This window comes from Quyinboa sediminis, assembly GCF_042219855.1.
Taxonomy (GTDB): Bacteria; Bacteroidota; Bacteroidia; order Bacteroidales; family UBA5342; genus JBHJHP01.
The window spans coordinates 413,332-434,362 of the sequence record NZ_JBHJHP010000002.1 but is presented as its reverse complement, the minus strand read 5'-3'; the positions used below and the strand labels follow the sequence as shown (position 1 = coordinate 434,362).

9 protein-coding genes are annotated in these 21,031 nt (G+C 42.6%); all 9 read right to left on the bottom strand.

From position 1 onward, the window contains the following. Positions 1-48: 48 nt before the first annotated feature. The 9 genes from ACE1EF_RS06985 to ACE1EF_RS06945 all read right to left on the bottom strand — a co-directional run bounded on the left by ACE1EF_RS06985 (position 49) and on the right by ACE1EF_RS06945 (position 21,015). Positions 49-4,131 (bottom strand): hybrid sensor histidine kinase/response regulator transcription factor, encoded by a 4,083-nt coding sequence (locus ACE1EF_RS06985; protein ID WP_375719917.1) that lies wholly within the window; start codon positions 4,129-4,131, stop codon positions 49-51. A 236-nt stretch (positions 4,132-4,367) separates the two neighbouring features. Beyond that, on the bottom strand, positions 4,368-5,873 hold the full coding sequence (locus ACE1EF_RS06980) for a family 43 glycosylhydrolase (protein ID WP_375719916.1): 1,506 nt from the start codon (positions 5,871-5,873) through the stop codon (positions 4,368-4,370). Next, the gene (locus tag ACE1EF_RS06975) at positions 5,873-7,447 is read right to left on the bottom strand and encodes a GH39 family glycosyl hydrolase (protein ID WP_375719915.1); all 1,575 of its coding nucleotides are present in this window, start codon (positions 7,445-7,447) and stop codon (positions 5,873-5,875) included. Before ACE1EF_RS06975 ends, ACE1EF_RS06980 begins: the two co-directional genes overlap by 1 nt. Before the next feature lie 23 nt (positions 7,448-7,470). Next, complete coding sequence (locus ACE1EF_RS06970; RefSeq protein WP_375719914.1) at positions 7,471-9,648, bottom strand: beta-glucosidase; 2,178 nt, start codon at positions 9,646-9,648, stop codon at positions 7,471-7,473. A 161-nt stretch (positions 9,649-9,809) separates the two neighbouring features. Then, positions 9,810-12,647 carry a glycoside hydrolase family 31 protein gene (locus ACE1EF_RS06965; protein ID WP_375719913.1) on the bottom strand — a complete coding sequence of 946 codons (2,838 nt, stop codon included), beginning with the start codon at positions 12,645-12,647 and terminating at the stop codon, positions 9,810-9,812. 44 nt (positions 12,648-12,691) lie between these two features. Then, positions 12,692-14,206 (bottom strand): cellulase family glycosylhydrolase, encoded by a 1,515-nt coding sequence (locus ACE1EF_RS06960; RefSeq protein ID WP_375719912.1) that lies wholly within the window; start codon positions 14,204-14,206, stop codon positions 12,692-12,694. Between the two features lie 97 nt (positions 14,207-14,303). Continuing rightward, complete coding sequence (locus tag ACE1EF_RS06955) at positions 14,304-16,193, bottom strand: hypothetical protein (RefSeq protein ID WP_375719911.1); 1,890 nt, start codon at positions 16,191-16,193, stop codon at positions 14,304-14,306. A 19-nt stretch (positions 16,194-16,212) separates the two neighbouring features. After that, entirely contained in the window at positions 16,213-17,829 is a 1,617-nt protein-coding gene (locus tag ACE1EF_RS06950) for a RagB/SusD family nutrient uptake outer membrane protein (RefSeq protein WP_375719910.1), read from the bottom strand. Positions 17,830-17,841: 12 nt separating this feature from the next. Next, positions 17,842-21,015 carry a SusC/RagA family TonB-linked outer membrane protein gene (locus tag ACE1EF_RS06945; RefSeq protein WP_375719909.1) on the bottom strand — a complete coding sequence of 1,058 codons (3,174 nt, stop codon included), beginning with the start codon at positions 21,013-21,015 and terminating at the stop codon, positions 17,842-17,844. Positions 21,016-21,031 lie beyond the last annotated feature (16 nt).

The window sequence follows — 21,031 nt, the reverse complement described above, 5'->3', positions numbered from 1 at the left end:
CGGACCTCTTTGATCTGTAATTGAGTTAAGGGTTTCTGAATAGAGATGTCAGGTGTGTTTTTTTACATAATCCGTTGGTAGCATCCCATACTCCTCCTTAAAATATTTGCTGAAATACCGGGGACTGTTAAAGCCAACTTCATATGCAATCTCGGCTATGGTCATCTGGCTTTTTTCCAATAATTGTGCACCGCGTTTCAGCCGGATGATCCGGATGAATTCAACAGGAGATTTTCCGGTAATGGTCAGCAGCTTTTTATAAAGATACACCCGGCTCATACCCAGTTCACGGCTAAGGTCTTCAACAGAAAATCGAGATTGCGACAGGTTTTTCTCTACGTAATCTACCGCCTTTTTAATTAGTTTTTCATCCAGAGAGGTAATTTCAATTTCGGACGGGTTAATCGCTATGTTTTTCCTGAAGTGTTGATGCATATTCTGCCGTTTGTCCATCAGGTTGTGAATACGCAGCAGTAACATTTCCAGGTTAAATGGTTTAGTTATGTAGTCATCGGCACCGATTTCCAGCCCTTTAATCTTGTCCTCATCTGCTGTTCTTGCTGTAAGCAGTATGACAGGAATATGTGAGGTGTGGATGTCATTTTTAAGTCGTTTGCACAGGTCCAGTCCATCCAGTTTTGGCATCATAACATCAGATATTATCAAATCGGGAAGGTATTTATTTGCCAGTTTGAGGGCCATATCACCGTCACCAGCTTCCTTAACGGTATAGCGGTCCTGCAGTGTCTCTTTCATAAACCTGCGCAGCTCAGGATTATCCTCTGCCAGAAGTACCACCTGTTTGCCGTTTTGCTTTATGTCTTCGGGCACTTCTGTTGCATCAGTTGAAATCTCTGCTTCGGTATTAGTTTGGATATCAATTGATTCTCCGGTTCCTGCAGGCAGGGTAACAATGAATACCGAGCCTTTGTCTTTTTCACTTTCAACAGTAATGGTTCCGTTATGTAGGCTCACCATTTCGCGAACCAGGTTAAGACCAATTCCACTACCCGAAAGGCCAAGTTCTTTGTGGTTTTGTGACTGGTAAAAGCGTTCAAAGATTTTATCTTTCTCCTCTTCGGGAATGCCAACGCCGTTGTCTTTAACTTTTATAACAACCATTTGCTGTTCATCCGGATTACCGTCTGTTATTTCCACCGATACTTCCACTTTTCCGTTTTCCGGTGTAAACTTTAAAGCATTGGATAACAGATTCATCATGATCTTCTGAACTTTTTCATGATCGAAGTTCTTGTTAAACTGGTTGACCCCGGATTTGAACTTATATGTAATATTCTTCTTGCGAAAACTGTCGGAGAAATTATCGAAGACCTTCCTGATAAATGCAACAATATCACCATAAGAGGGGTTGTAACGCAATCCGTGCAGGTCGAGCTTTCGGAAATCGAGCAGTTGATTAACCAAAGCCAGCAAATGCCTGGCATTGCTGTCAATCAGTTCCAGTAGTTTTTTATCGCTTGTATTTTTTGACAGCCTGATAAGTTTCTCAACGGGTGAAAGGATCAGAGTTAAAGGTGTACGGAACTCATGACTGACATTGGTCAGAAACCGTAGTTTCATCTCATCCATTTCGTGGTGTCTTTTCGCCATCAGTTTGTCGTGCTCAATTTTCAGACGAAGCCGCTCTTTTCTTATCATTGAGTACCTGAAATATACAATCAGCAGTAAAATAATGACGGCATATATAATGTATGCCAGGGGCGAAGCATATACCGGTGGAAGAACAGTAATTGAAAGTGATGTAGCTTCATTGCTCCATTGATTGTCGTTATTTGAAGCCTTAACCCTAAATGTATATTTACCTGCGTTAAGATTCGTATAAGTTACTTTATGAATATTGTCTTCTGCATCAATCCAGTCGCGATCAAAACCTTCCAGCATATACTGGTATCTTACTTTTTCAGGGATGAAAAAATCGAGTGCCGCAAATTCTATGGAGAAAAGATTCATGGCATATTTAAGGGTAATTTTGTCTGTAAAAGTGATCGATTTTGTAAGGATTACACGGTTTTTAATCTCTTCATCAGGCTTAACACTGGAATTGAAGATTTGAAAATCGGTAAAAACAATCTTGGGTTTCAGGTTATTGTACTTTATATTTTGTGACTGAAACAGGTTAAATCCATTAGGACCACCAAAAATAAGTTCGTTGTTTTTTGTTTTAAGCCTGGCATTTGCATTGTACTCCCTTCCCTGTAAACCATCAGCTTCGGTATAATTATAAACTTTAAAATCGTAGCTTTCTCCGGGTTCCGACTGACTAACGACAATCTGACTTAAACCACTTGATTTACTTACCCAGACAGACTGAAATTCGTCTTCCAGAATACAGTTCATGATATCTGTGGGAAGGTTATCATCTTCATCAAAATATTTGATGAAATCGGAGTTAGGATCAGCCACCGTTAATCCTTCACGGGTGGCAATCCATAACAATCCACGGGAATCCTCAAAAACAGCATTGACGTTATTGTTGCTAATTCTGAGGGGTACGTTGGCATTCTTTACAGGGTGATTACGATACCTGCTTTCATCAATGTTGTAAAACGCCACACCAACTGCGGTTCCGATGAACATCGTACCATCGTGCATTTTATAAATATGATTCACAAAATTGGAAGGCAGTGTGACATTGCCTTTGTTTTCAAGCGGCCGTAATTTATGCTCCAATTTATCAAACAATACAATTCCACCTCCCAGTGTTCCAATCCAGATCCGGTTTAGATTGTCTTCTGTTATGGTCCAGATGCTTTCATTCGGGAGTCCGTCTCTTGCTTTATAGCGGGTGAAATTTCTGCCGTCATACACGTTCAGACCGCCTGTATAAGTTCCAATAAAAAGCAAACTGTCACTGTCAAAAAACAAACTTACCACGACGTTATTACTCAAAGAATTTGGATTGGCCGGATCATTCTTAAATAACTTATATGCATTGCTTGTGCGGTTAAACCGGATCAGGCCACTACCATTGGTGCCAATCCATAGATTTCCTGCAGCATCTTCGGCAAAGCAGTTTACATCATTGTATGACAGTCCGTACTGTTCCGGAATAAAGTTGTGATAATGAGGAAATTTGTAGATGCTTTCATGGTAATAGCAAACACCTTTTTTATATGTTCCGACCCAAATAATGTTATTATTATCTATGAAAAGATCGGTGATGGAATTTTGCGACAGGCTTTTATCATCACCGGGCTGATGATAAACCGTTTCAACTTTTTTAGAATATTTGTTGAAAATGTCAATGCCACCATGGTCAGTACCAACCCAGATCAGCCCCTTATCATCCTGTATAACTTTTACGATAAGATTACTCGAGAGGCTCAGAATGTCAGAGTTTATGGTGTAATTATGCCAAATGCCTGATTTGTTCTCACGATGATACAGACCTTCATTATTTCCATAAAGCCACAAATCACGATCAGTGTCAATAAACAATTTAAGATTCAGACTGTCAATACCTGTTTTACCATTCAGGAAAGTATCGCGGTATTTGAGTTTAAAGTTATGAGTGAAACAATCTATGGTACCATTACTGTACACCAGATAATACCTGTTTCCGGTATCTTTAAAGTCCACAATTTGTGATGCCTTCAATGTCTGGTTTCCGAAGGGTGTTACGGGTTCACCTGTACTGTCGTTATACATTTCAATTCCATGAACCTGGTTATGTGTGAACCATATATTTCTATCCTCATCTGAATAAACTTCCTTAAGTGCTTCAATGTTATTTTCATCACCGATCAGTTTTTTGATGTTGGGGATAAATTTCTCCTTTTCAATATCATAAACAACATATTCCCAGCGTGTCTTTATCCAGAGTTTACCGGTACGGTCTTCTTTTATTTTTACAATATAATTATCGATTATGGTCGTTGAATCGTTGAGGTTATGTTTGAAATTGATGAATTTGGATCCATCATAACGACTTAAGCCGGCAGAGGTTCCTATCCATATAAAGCCGTGAGAATCTTTGAAGATGCAGGTAACCTGGTTATTTATAAGGCCGTTGGAATTGTTAAGCCTGAGGAATGAATACCTGGAATTGGCATAAATGTTTTGGATTAATATACCAAACAATACTAGTATGATAGGTTTTAAAATCTTCATTTGGAAGCAAATATCCCTGACATTTTAATATTACTATTCCACTCCGTAAGCAGCTTAAATTACTTCAAAATTAAAAAAATTGCTTTCAGACGCTCTGCCAGTCCTGCTGTTACAAAACATGATAAATTAAAGTTATGGATTTTAAAATTTCCTGCGAAAACTGTTAGCCTTGAATAAAGGATCTAACTGAGTTTTTCAGGGATATCATATTAAGCAAAAGGTTGCCGGGAGGTGTTTTATTCCATTCGTGTATATTTGAAATTTCTGAATCGTACCTTTCCGTTTCCTATGGAACACAATCCGATACGCATGCTCATAAAACCACCAAGAACATTATGGTGAAAAGCTGAAACTTCAAGCGAGTTTTCTGTCTTATTCCATGATTTCCCGTCTGTGCTGTAGTACATATCCACAATATTATCCACATTTTTTATCCTGAGGAAGACGTGTCTGTTCACGACATTTTTTTCTGTTTCAAACTGCCAGCCTCTTATATTGGTGAGAATATTTTTAGAATCAGCCAGAATTCCCGAATAAGCATTTTTGTTATAGAAGACAACCAACCCGGCTATGGCATCATTTTCAATAACAATTTCTACCTCTGCGGTATAAGAGTGGTCTGAAGGCATACAAAGCAGAGGAGAGCACTCCGGAATAGAGTTCCCTTTTCCTTTAATTATTATGCCCTTATCAAAGCTGAACCTGGAAACATCATATTCCCCGAAAAACTTCCAGTGCGGTTTAAGTTTCTTTTCACTGAAATCATCGTTTAAAGTAAATGGTGTTTTTGGTTGATGGATTACATCCTTTTTAACGGGACTTTCCAGGCTGATGTTATCAGGTATTCTGTACCAGCCATCAGGCGTCCATTCTATTGGTAACAGCAATGTTTGACGGCCCATGTTGTAATGCTCATGCTCATAGCCATGAAGAACAATCCACCATTTACCCTCGGCATCTTCAAATACGGTACCATGACCCACCGAACCCCATTTTTCATCGTTGGTTTTGGCTCTTAGCACCGGATTATACGGGGAGTTTTCCCAGGGACCCAGAGGTGATTCTGAGCGCGCCGAAATCACCATGTGTCCGGTTGGAGGACCTGCTGTTCCGCCTTCTGCAACCGTCAGATAATAGTACGCTTCGTGCTTAACCAGTTTGGGTCCTTCCATACAAAAACATTCCACAGACCAATCCCTTGGTATTTCCCAGCCACCATAACTGTGCTTAATATCCCCTGAGATAGACATGCCGTCTTTGCTTAATGGCACATAACTGCCACTGCTGAAATAGAGATAGCGGTTTCCTTCCCTGTCTGTTACATGGCCCGGATCAATCATGCTTACATCCAGTTCTACCGGGTCACTCCACGGACCTGCAATGTTATCGGCAGATACAACATAATTTGTACCACTTGCCGGGAAATAAATGTAATATTTCCCTTCATATTTAACGAGGTCGGGTGCCCAAACGGAACCAACATATTTAAACAGGGCATTGGCCACCGGTGTCCAGTTTATTAAATCGGTGGAATGCCATATTAACAATCCCGGGTAATATTCAAAAGACGAATGGACCATATAGTAGTCTTTTCCGTCGACCAGAATACTCGGATCAGGATAATCACCTGAAAAAACGGGGTTCTGAAACGCATTTTTTGTTAATTCATTCTTTTGATACTGTGCATTTAGAACCGAAGTAAGAGAAATGAACAGGAGATATAAAATTACTTTCTGTTGCATTATAGTTGTATTAGGTTGATCAGATATACATCATTCTCCCGAAGCGGGAATTCATGTTTGAACTTTCCGGTGGCATCAATAGTCGTCAACACACAAAGTTCTGCTTCGCCATTACTTTCCTGTTTGAGAAACTCTACCTGTTTTTTTGTCAGCTGATCCGGTTTATCAAGGTGGCAATACAGGGTATACGGATCGTTATGCATGTAGCCGGTTCGGTACACTTCAAGCCTGTATCGGCCTTCCGGAATGCCTGATAAATCTACGGTCACTGTTCCTTTGTCTTTTGCCGGCAAATCTTTATTGTAATAGTCCTGGTTATTGACAGAATCAGGCAAAGTGTAGGTATAATCCCAGAACAGAACCTGATATGTATTGTCATCATTTTTACATATCCAGGAGGCCTTATCATCATTCTGAAGCTCTGTAATTCCAAGCTTATTCATAAATGCATATGCATGATATGCCGGCTTTTTAATCCCCTGGGTATTCATCAATCCAAAGCCACCATGAAAAGGCGTAAATCGGGGACCGGCCTCTTCAAAAATATCAGTAAAAACCCAGTAAGACATGGATGTTGCCGCATCACCGGATTGCTTTATTCTATCCAGTATATATGCCGCTTCGTGATAGCTGTCATGTAAAGGATCCGCAGGGGTGTAAGATGAACTCCATTCCGTATAGTGCAATTCAAGGTCCGGCATTTTAGATGCTGAGATCTCTTTTCGGGACTGAATAACATCCTGGCTCACGCTCCGGTCATTTTGACTGAGTCTGGTTCCTCTTCCTCCGAATTCATCCAGAAAACCTGCATCCACGCCATATGAATGGGTACTGATAAAATCCAGTGGAACACTGTTTTTGTAACAGTATGCGATCATTTCCGGTTCCCATGCTGCACCAGCAGTTGCAGGGCCACCCACCTTATAATCCTGGTTTACACTTTTAACAGTATTGGCTGCATAGGTATACAGTTTAAAATAGTCTTCCTGTGATCCGGTCCAGAATCCGGGTGTCAGGTTAGGCTCATTCCATACTTCAAAATACCAGGTATTTACTTCATCCGATCCGTAACGTTCGGTCCAGTGCAACACCAGGTTTCGAATCAGATCGCCCCATTTGTTATAGTCTTTCGGAGGTGTGACATTACCTTTCCACCAGAAAATGGTTTCCCTTCCGCTAGCCAGTGCAGAAGGCATAAAGCCCAGTTCAACAAAGGGCTTCATTCCAATGTCAAGAATATAATCATACAGTACATCGATGTACTGAAAATTATATACAGGATTTCCCTGCCTGTCTTCTTTATATACAGCCATGTCGTCTGTTAACAGACCGTGCATTCTGATATATCTGAAATCGCAGTCCTGTTTTACAGTTTTCAGTTGTTGCTGCCAGTCAGCCCTTAAACCTTCGTTTGCTCTGCCGGCACCGATACATTCCTTGAACATTTGATTCATCGGACCCTTCTCATGCTCAACATCAGCTGAAATAGTGCGGTTATTGGTTCCGTTCTGTGCCGTAAGAATTTCAAATGAAGAGATTAGAAGAAGACATGTATAAAGAAAAAATACTTTCATTGGGATTTCAGTTTCACGTTTGGTTAATCGATTTTTATTTTCAGTTTTTGCGCAATATTATCAGATGCATTGCCCACATAAACGATGTAATTACCTTTTTCAAGTGACCAGTCAGCTGCTGATTCGTTGTAGTATGCCAGGTCGTTGACGTTTAATTCCACCAACACCTGTTCCGACTTGCCGGCTTTCACGTATACCTTTTTAAATCCCTTCAGCTCTTTTAAAGCCCGCGTCACTTCAGATCCGGGCTTTCCGATATAAACCTGAATAACTTCAGCGCCATCCCTGGAGCCTGAGTTTTTGACTTCACAGCTTACCCGGATCTTATCATCCGCAGAATACGTTTTTTTGTCCGTTTTAATATTATTCAGATCAAAGCCGGTATAAGACAAGCCGTATCCAAAGGCAAATTGTGGTTTTATCTTTTTTGTATCATGCCAGCGGTAACCTACCAGTATACCTTCTTCATAAACCACATCAACGTTATTGCCGGGATAGGAGAGTTCCCCGAAATGATGGGCCGCATTATCCTCAAGTTTAACGGGGAATGTGAACGGCAGTTTCCCTGACGGATTCACGTCACCACTGATCACTTCTGCAATGGCATTACCGGCTTCACTGCCCAGGTACCAGCTTTGCAGTACAGCTTTTACCTTGTTGAGCCATGGCATGGCAACCGCATTGCCACTGACCAGTACCAAGCCGATATTTGGATTCACTTTTGAAATTTCAGTTATCAATTCTTCCTGTCCGAATGGCAGACCAAAGGTCAAACGGTCGCCACCTTCACAATCCTGGTGATGGTTCTTGTTCAACCCTCCGATGAAAAGCACCATATCGGCAGATGCTGCAGCTTTTACCGCAGCTTTGAACAGAGAATCCGCATCCAGTTTAGAAGGTACTACCCTGCCATAAGCAGATGGACCTGAAGCATAACCCATGGCATGGATGATGGTTGCATTTTTAAAGCGGTTTTTAATGCCCAGAAGAGGAGAAATTTCATATTGCGCTTTCAGTTCGGATGAACCACCACCAATCGTCATGGATTTGGTGGCATTTTCTCCGATTACGGCAATGGTCATGGTTGTTTCAGGATTGAGTGGAAAGAAGTTGTCCTTATTTTTCAGCAAGACTATACCATCAGTCGCAATTTTACGTGCGGCATCCTGGTGCGCTTTGGTATTCTTATTGCCTGCTGGGCGGTTTGCATTCATATTGGTGCGAAGCATCAGACGGAGGATCCGCCTTACTTTATCATCCACAACCGATTCATCGATTTTCCCTTCTTTCAGTAATGCATAAAAAGGAGAGGCCAGGTAATAATGGTCGTAGGCATATTCTTCACTGTCCGTCATTCCGTTGGTCATGGTTCCCATTTCCATATCAAGGCCGTATAATGCGGACTCCATGGTGTTATGGGCACCGCTCCAGTCCGAAACGACAACGCCATCAAATCCCCAGTCTTTCTTCAGTATTTTGTTTAACAGGATTTCATTATGGCAGCAATGTTGTTCATTATATTTGTTGTAAGCGCCCATCAGTGCCCAGGCCTCACCTTTGGTCACAGCGGCCTTAAAAGCGGGCAGATAAATTTCATGCAAGGCACGGTCGCTGACCTTCACATTGATGTGTCCGCGCCACTCTTCCTGATTGTTGAGTGCATAATGTTTCACACAGGCAGCAACACCACTTTTCTGAACGCCCTGAATATAAGGCACTACCATGGTGGAAGCCAGAAACGGATCTTCGCCCATGTATTCAAAATTGCGGCCATTCATTGGTGTACGATAGATATTCACGCCGGGTCCCAGCAGCACATCCTTTTTGCGGTAGCGTGCTTCTTCGCCAACAGCAAATCCGTATTCTCCCGAAAGCTCAGGATTAAAAGTTGCCGCAAGACAGGTTAAAGCAGGGAATGCAGTGATGGAGTCGTTGGTCCATCCTGCATATCCCCAATCGTCCCAGTTGATCTCTGCCCTTACACCATGAGGACCATCCGACATCCAGACTTCAGGAATGCCCAGCCGTTCCACTCCGGGTGTACTGAATTTGGATTGTGCGTGGCACATAGCCACCTTCTCTTTCAGGGTAAGTTTTGACAGGATCGATTCAATCTCTTTATCCATAGCTGTACTACTCTGAGCATGCATTATTCCTGTAAAAAAGAAAGCCGTCAGGATTAAAAACAAGGTTCTGTTCATCGTTATATCGTTTAATTTCATCTACTGTTTTCGCAAATTAGTTCTCTAAAAATTCTGATCAATCATTGTGAGCATTAAGTATAAGTGTTTTCACTTCTATATTTTTTGACTAAAAACCCGGTAATACACCTATTACCGGGTGAGAAAAATCCATTCATCATTTACTTTAATCTTACACTTACAGGTTCACCCGCATAAGTCACTTTTTTAATGTCAGGATTCATTGCATATAACTCAACACTATTCTGTTCTGTAATTATAACCACATTAAATGTTCTTTCTTTCAGCATACCAATGAAGCTGCCCTTACGGGCTCCAATGGTGAGCAGACCTTCATCATCATTCCAAGAAACCGGGATGACCGAATATGCACCATTTTCGTAATTATAGTTGGTTCCTTCATCTTCGTACAAATCAAATGTGGCATTATCTCCGGCATATACATACAGGGTTATGGGATCTGCCGGCTTTTGACCGGTATATTCGATCTCCGGTCCGAACGGAATTATTGAACCGGCTTTGACATAAAGCGGCATCCGTTCATATGGCGCTACTGCCTCTATCTGACGTCCACCCTTTTCAAATTTACCATTATACAGGTTGTACCAGCCTTTTGATTCGGGCAGGTAAACGGTTCTCGATCTTGCCTTGTACTGATAAACCGGAGCTACTAACAGTGAAGGACCAAACATATACTGATCCCCGATATTGTAAACAGCGCTGTCTTCCGCAAAATCCATGGCCAGGCCTCGCATAAGTGTATAATCTTTCAGGTAGGTCCAGCCGGTCATACTGTAAATATAAGGCATCAGCCTGTAACGCATTTTATCGTAGTACAACATCGACTGATAGGCAGGATGGTCTTCCGGAGCCAGGTTGAACATTTCACGATACGGGAACTGCCCGTGAACCCTGAAGAGCGGTACAAAAGCCCCAAACTGGAACCATCGCGTATTCAGTTCTCGCCATTCGTCCATATCTTCACTCCCTTCCCTGGCTCTTTCAAATCGTTTTTGAACCGAAAAACCCCCAATGTCCATCGTCCAGTATGGCAATCCTGCAATGGCAAAATTAATACCGGCAGGTATCTGTGCTTTCATATCTTCCCAGCAGGTTCCGATGTCACCACTCCAGGTTGCAGCACCATAACGCTGAATTCCCGCAAATCCGGAACGGGTGAGAATAAATACCCGTTGATTATTTCCAAGTGATCTCTGACCTTCATAAATACCTTTGGCATTCATCAGTGCATAGGCGTTGAAATATTGGGTTGACGGTCCCAAGGCAGTAGGGTTCATCAGTTTTTTACGGTAAGCAATACTTGCATTGGACTGTATATCAGGTTCTGTGGCATCCAGCCACCAGGCATCAAAGCCTTTGGAATAAAGTTTTGTTTTTATCTGATCCCAGAAAAGTTGTCTTGCATCCGGATTATAGGCGTCATAAAATGAACCGATATAGCCGGGTGGTATCCAGTCGCGAATGCTGTCCTTAACCGCCTGCCTGTACATCCAGCCCTGTTCATCAAAAGCTTTAAAATGGTCAGTGTTGATGTAAAATTTTGGCCAAACCGAGATCATGATGCGGGCATGCATGTCATGAACGGCTTTATTCATGCCTGCTGCATCAGGAAAACGCTTCAGATCAAAATCGTGGCTCCCCCATTGGTCAACAGGCCAGTATGACCAGTCCTGCACAATATTATCTATTGGAATATGCTTTTCTCTAAACGTTTTTAAGGTATTCAGCAGTTCATCCTGTGTTTTGTACCGTTCACGGCTTTGCCAGAATCCCATGGCCCATTTCGGCATAACCTGTGCTTTCCCGGTTATCTTACGGTAACCACTGATAACATCATCGATAGATTCTCCGGTCATGACATAGTAACGGATATTCTTACCCATCTCAGAGTAAAATGAGATGTTGTTTTGTTGTTCCGGATCAACAGGAGAGAGAACTTTAAGTCCGATATAGGATACACCACCATCAGGAATCCATTCCAGTTTAATATGGTGTTTTTCTCCTTTTTTCATGTTCACGTTAAACTTGGCAACAGAAGGATTCCATGAGGTCCTCCATTTGTCAAACTGCAGTTCACCGTCAATCCACAGTCTGGTGTACCCTGCATAGTAACAGAGAAAGCGGTAGATCCCGTTCTCAGTGGCTTCCATGTCACCTTCCCAGGTTATCTCAGCCCTGTTGAATTTAAAATTTTCAGGAAAGTCAGTAATCGTTTCCAGATTTTCATAATCAATGGTTGATTCTGTACGTGTGGTGAAAACATGATCAGTATTCCTGTCATCGATGTATGTGGCAGTAAGTCCTCCCTTTTTGCCTTCTTTGTTGTAAAGTGTTAAGCTGTTGATATTGTCATAGGGTCTAGAATCACCAAACCGGGTTAGTGAATAATTATCCCACAGTATGCCATAGTTTTTGGTAGAAACGATAAACGGAACGGATACCTTGGTGTTATACTGGAACAGTTCTTCGTTTTTCCCTTTGTAATTGATTTCATCTGCCTGATGTTGCCCGAGACCGTATAAGGCCTCATCTTTTGGAGTAATGAATTGTTGTTGAAGGCTAAAAGCATCCACTCCGTCTACCGTTACCGGCTCAAAAAGTCTGCCTCCATTTTCAGGTTCATGAATAACAGGAGAACCATCCGGTTTAAAATAACTGATTTCGCCGGATTGTTTGGATATGCTGACCCTTATTCCTGAAGTGGTAAGTTCGATGACAGAATCATTTTCCATAGTTGAGAAAGCAACGGATTCGATATCAGGTATCTCAATCAGACTTTTTGTCTCGTCAAATGTTTTCGAAGATGATACTTCAACTTTAACAATATTCTCATCAGGAAACGATATCCGTAACGCCTTTGTTCCATTCACCGGTTGCGTCGGATAAACAACTACCCCATCCTTTTTTGAATCCGTTCCGGTGTGTGAACATGCGAATGTGCAGGTGACCAGAAGTAAGATTAAAATAATTTGCTTCATCAATATGAATTATGTCTTTTTTTTGACTTGTTAAATTTCCTCTTTCAGTATGGATATGTTCCATTTTGAGCTCCGGCCATTAAGCCATCATAAGCCGGTTGGTCTCCAACGGTATCCGTATACCTGTTAAATACGCCGGAACTCATGTTAGCCGGGGTTCCGGGATCCCAGTAAAAGGGTACCAATCCGTAGTTTTTAGCCTGTTCAGTAACGTATCTTAAAAAATATACCCGGGATTCGTTATGTTTTTCCTGCCAGACCGTGTTATAGCTAAGGTCGCGCCATATGGCTGCATATTCACCCAGAATAACAGGTATACCGTTATCCACAAACTTTGTTTTCATTTTCCCAAATTGTGATTTTACATAATCTTCTTCACAATCCCAGTCCGGATAACGGCCGGCAGCATCACTGAGATGATACTCTGCTCCCCAGAAATAATACATTTTACCCCAGTTTGCATCCTCTGACATCAGGCAGAACTGATAGGGGGAATAATAATGAACCTCAGCCATCATCCTGCTTGGTGTCGGATCATCCGGAAGGCTCATAAACTGATTTGTTTTATCAATGTCAGTGGAGGGACCGGGAATGATCAGATTCCGGTAGGTATTTCTTCCGCCAGTAGCCCTGACAGCATTTACAAATGTCTGCATATACACCTTAAGTACATTAGCCTGTTCCTGGTTTTCAACATTTGGTTCATTCGCGCCTGAAAACAAAAGGTGCTCGTCATAGTCCCTGAAATATTTAGCGATTTGTTTCCAGATGGAGTCCTGCTTGGCATTTACTTCAACCTGTTTATCCACCGTGCAGTTGTTTTCAAGCCATCCACCGTCCCAGTGGATATTCAGGACAACATACATATCATTGTTCACACAGTAATCAATTACCTCTTTCACCCGGGCGAGCCAGGAATCCTTAATTTTGTATGTGGTTTGATTTTCTAAATACTGATTCCATGCACAAGGTAATCTTACCCCGTTAAACCCTGCATTTTTTACCGACAGAATAAGATCATTGCTGGTTCTGGGATTTCCCCAGGCGGTTTCTCCGCCGATGGCTTCAAGTGTATTTCCCAGGTTCCAGCCCATTCTGATTTTTGATGCGAGTGTTAGTGCATCACTTTCCATTCCGGTATGATCCGGTTCAATCCAGTCGGCAATAAGTACCGGTTCTTCCGGATCTTCTTCCGTTGCAGCTTCCTGAGTAAAAGATACCGTAATATCATCAGCACCATCGGTTGATATGGTTAAACTGCCTGATCGTTCTTCTGTTAGAGTATTCTGCTCAACATAAAGTGTGAGATTTGCATCTCCCTTTACGGTGTGCAGCGATGTATAAAACCAGGAATCTGCATCATAACTTACCGTCCAGGTTGTATTTGAAGAAACCGCTATGGTTTTGGTGCCACCTTCTGCCTTAAACGAAAGGGTTAAAGGATCGGCCGATAACGTGACATCAGGTTCTTCAAAAACCTTCTCCCCGGGCTGTTTTTCGCAACTCCACAAACCCGCCACAACTATCCAGAAGAGTGGAAAAAATAGAATATTTTTCATTTAGAAAAGTATGTAAATGCAGGGTTAATCCCTTGAATGAAACAAAATTAATCAAATGATTTAAACTCCGGGTGTTTTTTCACCCGGAGTTCTATTCTCATTCTGGTTTTATAATGTAGTGGAGTATGGTGGTTTCACCATCCGGTTTATCATTTTCACCCGGTTTGGCATTTTCAAAACCCAGCCACATTCCTTCTGTTGCAATATTTCCAAGGTTGCTTCCTCCATGTCCTACAAAGTGCCATGTAACACCATCGCCTCCTCTGGGCAACCAGCTTGCCGGAGAACCATCGTAATTGATCAGTTGCATACCGAAAACCAATGTGGCTGCTTTGGGATCAATGGTGACCACAGAGGTTGTATCATCAGCTCCTGCCTGCGATTTAGTGCACATTATATTTTCACCGTCCATAAAGAAGGTGAGACTGGCACTTTCGGCTATATTGCGGGTATCTTCGGTCCATATCCATCCGTTACTGGTGAAATCATCACCGAAGGTACTGGCACTTGTCCATCCACCGGTAAAATTCGGAGGACTGGTAACCCAGTCAACGAACCAGTTCACATCGGGAACAAAGGTTTTACCAACCAGCGCACTTTTCCACGGTGCCAGCGGATCAGCTTCGCCGCCGCCCAGCTGAGGCAACAGATGGAAGGTCATATATTCCGGTTTTGCCGGATCACGTGAACCAACCCACATGCCACTTATGGCTCCTGTCGGGTCTTTCTCAATACTTAAAATACGCCACTGGTTTTCAGCGGTGGTCGATAAGTTGACCCAGGAACAGATATTAAATGAAGGTTTTAGTCCGTCAAATGTGTAAACTCCTTTATCATCCAGCGTATATGTCCCTTCTTCAACAGTACCGTCGGGTGCCACAAATACGGCAGTATTGTCATCGGCATTCAATGTCAGGGAGAAGTTGGCATAGGTCTCCGGAATGGTCGCATTAAAACCGGTCCAGTCTGCATACGTATCGGGTGATACCCAACCTGTATTCATCAGCGAACCGTCGAGATTCGCCCAGTTGAAAGGTGTCTCCGGAGATAATACCCATTTGATCTTGCGGCTGACAACGGTGGTCACATCATCCTGCCAACCGTCAGGTAATTCCGGTTCGGGTTCAGCAAATACGTAGTTATCGGCATAATCTTTCGCTACATAATTCCAGATATACCACCATGGGCCTTCATCGTTGGTACGCATCACTGCAATCCGCAATTGATTCTCGTTCAGCGTAAGAACCTTCAGGTCTTTGGTCCAGTTTTCAGCATTGACAATAAAGTTATCCGGTCTTAATATGGTTGCATCGGTAGTAGATAAAGTATGCGCCTTTACATTTAGAAAAAATGTTCCGGTTTCCTGAATACCGCCTTCATTGATTTTGTTGGTGGTCATGATGGCTCCGCCCTGTAAGCTGAAGGTCATGGTGCTTCCCCATCCCATATCCTCATCACTGCTTCCCAATGCGTTTCCGGCAGGCTCCCAGTTAGGAGTATAATCGTCAAATTCAACTGTCGTATTAGGATCAGCATACGACATGGCTCCGGGAGCCAGACCGTATTTACCATTATCTGCTACCCATGTTTTACTGGAGTCAACCCCACCGGTGAGATAAATCCATAACGGGTCATTTACATAGCTTAAATTGCTTGTGTTTAAGGTCAGCTTAAATGTATCAGCCTGAACAAAACCACCGGCGCTTAATACACCGTAGACAAAACTATAATCGCCTGCAAAGGCCAGTTTAACGGTGTCTTTAACTTTAGTGGATCGCCCCATTGGTGTAATCCACAGGGGTGTAACACCGGGAGTCATACTTTCGAGAATTATCATATTGGGATCATCAGCATTCTGGGTAATAGAAAAATCCAGTTGATCTTTGGAAATCGCTTCTCCCAGGCTGTATTCTTCTGGTTGACAGGCGATAAGTCCTAGTCCCAGTACCAAAACTGCTAGTATTATTGGAAATATATTCTTTTTCATATCTGTTATTTTTTTGGAATTACTTCCATCCGTCATTTTGTATTAATACACCACCGGAGCGTGTGATCTGTTGTTGCGGAATCATCAGCAAGCCTTTTTTAGGCGTAACATTGCTTTTAAGGATAACCTTACCGGATTCTACACCTCCGTTTAACACTGTTGTGTTTTCAGCAACCGCGTTGGCGAGTACATCAACGCCCTGTCTCAGAAGATCCCAGTAACGAATCCCTTCAAAAGCAAACTCAAATTTCCGTTCTTCCATTATGTTTGCTTTTGAGACTTCTTTGCTGTCGAGGCCAGCCCTGCTCCTTACTTCATCGAAATAAGTCTGTGCGTTGGCACTGCCAAGCTCTGCAGCCATTAATAACACATCAGCATATCGCATGACAACGTAATCCTGAAACTGGCCAATCATAAAATTATCAGCGCTGTTTGCTTCGGCTACATCACGCAGTACCCATTCATCATTTACTAAAACATATGTTGACAGCGGTGAGTATTTTTTAGATGTATATCCGGTATATTCCCGTTGATCACCATTATCGAATTCAACACCTTCTTCATTAATGGCAATAATGGAAGCCACCTTACGGGCATCTCCATCTTCGAATGCGTTGTAGAATTCGGGTAAAACGGTACATGCGCCCCAGCCTTTTCCGTAGGGCGGTGTAAAATTCTGCACTCTTAAACCGAACATCACCATCCAGTGATTTCCATCCACATTACCATTATAGTCAGATGTAATATTATATTTAATGGCAAATACCGTTTCCTTATTGTCCTTCCCGGCATATGTGGTTACTGTACCCGTCTGATCTTCATTGACTTCCGTTGATGCCGCAGGCCAGAGGTTCTTATATTCTTCTACCAGGCCGTATGCCTCACTACCAATTACATCCTCCAGTCCCTGTAAGGCTTCGGCTTTTGAAACCGTACCTGCCAGATCTGTTTTGTTATAATACCCGGTATAGTACAGGAAAACCCTTGCAAGATAAGCCTTTGCGGCCCATCTGTTTACACGTCCCGGTTCCACGGTTTCACTGCCATATTCTGCAGCAAACAGCAGGTCTTTTGCAATTTGTTTATATGTATCATCAGCCGGGGACTGAGGAATGTTGCCATTCTGTGGTTCAGTCAGCAAAGGAACCTTTTCCCACATGCGAACCATATCAAAGTAAGCATAGGCTCTTAAAAATCTGGCCTGGGCTTCGATGTTATTCATATAGGCAGTGTCACCTTCCCAATTGATCTGATTCATTTTTTGCAGCAGAACATTGCAACGGTAAATAGCCTTGTAGTAAGCTTTCCAGTTTTCATTCAGCATGTCTATATCAGCAGGAGAACGGCTAAGGTCGAATTCATCCAGCAGTTGATACCCATAACTGTCGTTGTTACCTGTTCCGCCAAAACACTGATCGGCCATTACTTCAGAGATAACAGGCAGGGCCTGACCCGAGGAATAGAGAATCTGTATTCCATCGTAGCAGCCGACGACCGCAAGTTCAGCATCCTTTTTGGTTTTATAAAAGTTTTCTGTCGTGATATCAATTATCGGTTCACTATCCAGAAAACTGTCGGAGCAGCTGCTTAATATGAGTGCTCCTAAAGCGATGATATATAATTTTATGTTTTTCATTTTTTCCGGTTTTTAAAATTTCAGATTAACACCCAGTAAAATTGTTCTCGGACGCGGATAATATCCAAGATCAATTCCCGATGAACCGTTTTCCACACCATAACCAACTTCAGGATCCATGCCATCGTATGTTGTAAAGGTGAATGCATTCTGAACGGTAGCGTACAGCCTCAACTGTTTAAATACAGTAGGTTTAATCAGTGTTTTGGTAAAGTCATATCCGAGTGTAATATTACTGATGCGCAGGTAATCGCCATCCTGAACCATTATGTCAGAGAAGTTGATGTAATTCACGTTGGTCTCCGTTACACGGGGAACAGTATTTGATGTTCCTTCACCATGCCATCGTTCTAAAATAGCCGAAGTGTAATTGGAGTAGCCGTTAACCTGATTTCTGTAGGCCTGAACCAGCTGATTGCCGGCAACACCACTTGCAAGGACAGAGAAATCGAGTCCCTTATACGCGCAACCAATGTTAAAGCCATAGATGATATCCGGATTCGGGTCACCAACCATTCCCTTGTCATCGTCGTTGATAACACCGTTATCATCAACATCCACAAATTTCAGATCTCCCGGTTTGGCATTTGGCTGTATCACTTTCCCTTCAGAATTCCGGTAAGATGCAACCTCAGCTTCTGTCTGGAACACTCCGTCCGTCTCAAGTCCCCAAAAATATCCGATTGGATAACCGCTTTCGGCTCTGCGGTAAAACTCACCTGCATTATCAAATAGTTGATTGGTAAGGCCGTGGATTATACCGTCTTCTGTAGGTACATTATTGACAATATTCTTATTTTTTGCAATATTGGCATTGATCCAGTAGTTGAATTTTCCTGCATTATCGTTCCACGACACAGCAACTTCCACACCGGTATTTGTAACATCACCACCATTGAAATAAGGCGGATTGGCACCATCTGTTGCAAATCCTGGTTTCTCAATCAACCAGTCAAGTGTTGTTTTATCGTACCAGTCGAAATTAACACCCAGTTTAGCGTTGATGAAGCGGGCATCAAAACCTATATTTGTTTGCTCTGAAGTTTCCCACCTCACATCAGGGTTCGCAAGTCTGCTCGGATACGCACCAACTGTGTTTCCCGATGCATCGAAGTTCGTGGATTCAAAGTAGTAGTTTGCACTTCCTATGCTTATCGGGGCAACATACTGCCATGCACCGATATTCTGATTACCGACCTGCCCCCAGCTGGCTCTTAGTTTAAAGAAATCAAGCCAGTTATTCAGGTTTTCAGCAAAGGATTCATTACTCAATACCCATCCGGCAGAAACAGACGGGAAATAGCCCCATCGGTTGCCTTCTGCAAATTTGGATGATCCGTCAGCACGGAATGTTGCATTCAGCATATATTTATCAAGATAGTTCCAGCTGAAACGTCCGAAATAAGACAAACGAAGGTCCTCAGCGTTTGGTCCGCCACCATAGGAGAGCAAGGTTAAGTCGGTATTGGTTGTTGCGTTTATGTACGCATGTTCAAAGTCGGATGTATTCAAATCAGCATTGGAAAGATTCATCCATGTGGCACGGTTTTGATAGGACGACATACCGGCCATAACACTCATGTCATGAGATCCGGCGTTAAACTTATAGGTTGCATAGTTGTCCCATGTCAGCGCCAGACCGTTGTTCATACCCTGTCCTGCCTGATCGTGCAGGCGAAAACTGTAAATGGACAACTGGTATACCGGATTAAAAGAGCGGGATTTACCTGCATAGTAATCAACGCCCAGTCTGGTACGGAATGAAAAACCCTTAAACGGTTTAATATCCATGTATACATCTCCAAAAAGTTTTTGATCTCTGTTCAGTTCCTGGTTATTGTACACCATGGCGGCATATGGGTTATTTTCACCTTCAACCCAGGGCTCCCATTCTTCACCATTATACATTACACCGGCTCCGGGGGTGTTATCAAGAAAGTTACCGTTATCATCGTACATGGGTAAGATCGGACTGGTGTTAAATGCTCCGCGGAAGGTGTTATTGTATTGATTACCAACGGATATGCCTTTTTTATCTGTATAGCTGAAGGTCATGTGCTGACCAATGGTAATATAATCGTTCAGTAAGTTATGTTCAGTGTTAATGCGGAAAACATAACGGTTATAATCGGATACCGAAGGACCACCAACCACACCTTCCTGACCTGTGTATGAAAGCGACATGGAGTAGGTTGATGCATCGCTGCCACCATTCAGACCCAATGCATAGTTTTGGGTAACTGCATTTTTATAAAGCATTTCATCAATCCAGTTTGTTCCGCTTCCCATGCCATTTATTTCATCCATGGTAAAATAGGGAAGTTTCCCGTTATTAATGGCTGCCTCATTCATAATTACAGCATATTCCCTTTCATTTAACAGGTCCACCTGACGGGCTACATTCTGCACCCCGTAATAGCTGTCGAAAGTCATACTGGTTTTACCCTTTTTACCTTGTTTTGTTGTGATAAGAATTACGCCGTTTGCAGCCTGTGATCCGTAGATCGCAGCAGATGCCGCATCTTTCAGGATATCCACACTTTCGATATCAGCATTGTTCAGGTACGAAATGTCCCCGGACTGAACACCATCAACAACATACAGCGGGCCGGCATTTCCAATGGTTCCCACACCGCGAATATTTACTTTAAGCCCTTCTCCGGGCTGACCCGAAGTAGACGTAATATTTACGCCGGCAGTCTGACCCTGCATGGCCTGGAGAAACCCTGTTGTGCTGGTCTTTTCAATGGCATCGCCATCAATCTGGACGGTGGCACCGGTAACCAGTTTTTTCTGTTGAACACCATAACCTACCACGACAAGTTCATCAAATTCTGACATGTTTTCCTGTAAAACCACATCAATCTGATCCTGTCCTGAAACAGTTACGTCTTTTGTTTCGAAACCAATAAAGGAAAATGAAAGGACATCACCATTTTTTGCTTTAATGGTATATACACCATCCGCATTGGTTATGGCCCCCATAGTAGTACCTTTAATAATTACATTTACGCCTGGTACAGGCGCTTTGTCGGCAGCAGAAGTCACGGTACCTGATATGGTCCGGATACTCTGGCCAAATGCTGTCAGTCCTGACAACATCAGTAGAAGAATTAAAGCAAACCGGTGATGCCTCCCGGGCATACCATTTGCCATAATACGTTTTTGGGATTTTTGGTTCATCATAGAATTAATTAATTAA

Excerpts from the sequence above, each read along its gene's own strand:
- ACE1EF_RS06985 (WP_375719917.1), bottom strand. The coding sequence starts at position 4,131 with ATGAAGATTTTAAAACCTATCATACTAGTATTGTTTGGTATATTAATC.
- ACE1EF_RS06950 (WP_375719910.1), bottom strand. The coding sequence starts at position 17,829 with ATGAAAAACATAAAATTATATATCATCGCTTTAGGAGCACTCATATTA.
- ACE1EF_RS06945 (WP_375719909.1), bottom strand. The coding sequence starts at position 21,015 with ATGATGAACCAAAAATCCCAAAAACGTATTATGGCAAATGGTATGCCC.
- ACE1EF_RS06980 (WP_375719916.1), bottom strand. The coding sequence starts at position 5,873 with ATGCAACAGAAAGTAATTTTATATCTCCTGTTCATTTCTCTTACTTCG.
- ACE1EF_RS06960 (WP_375719912.1), bottom strand. The coding sequence starts at position 14,206 with ATGAAAAATATTCTATTTTTTCCACTCTTCTGGATAGTTGTGGCGGGT.
- ACE1EF_RS06965 (WP_375719913.1), bottom strand. The coding sequence starts at position 12,647 with ATGAAGCAAATTATTTTAATCTTACTTCTGGTCACCTGCACATTCGCA.
- ACE1EF_RS06975 (WP_375719915.1), bottom strand. The coding sequence starts at position 7,447 with ATGAAAGTATTTTTTCTTTATACATGTCTTCTTCTAATCTCTTCATTT.
- ACE1EF_RS06955 (WP_375719911.1), bottom strand. The coding sequence starts at position 16,193 with ATGAAAAAGAATATATTTCCAATAATACTAGCAGTTTTGGTACTGGGA.
- ACE1EF_RS06970 (WP_375719914.1), bottom strand. The coding sequence starts at position 9,648 with ATGAACAGAACCTTGTTTTTAATCCTGACGGCTTTCTTTTTTACAGGA.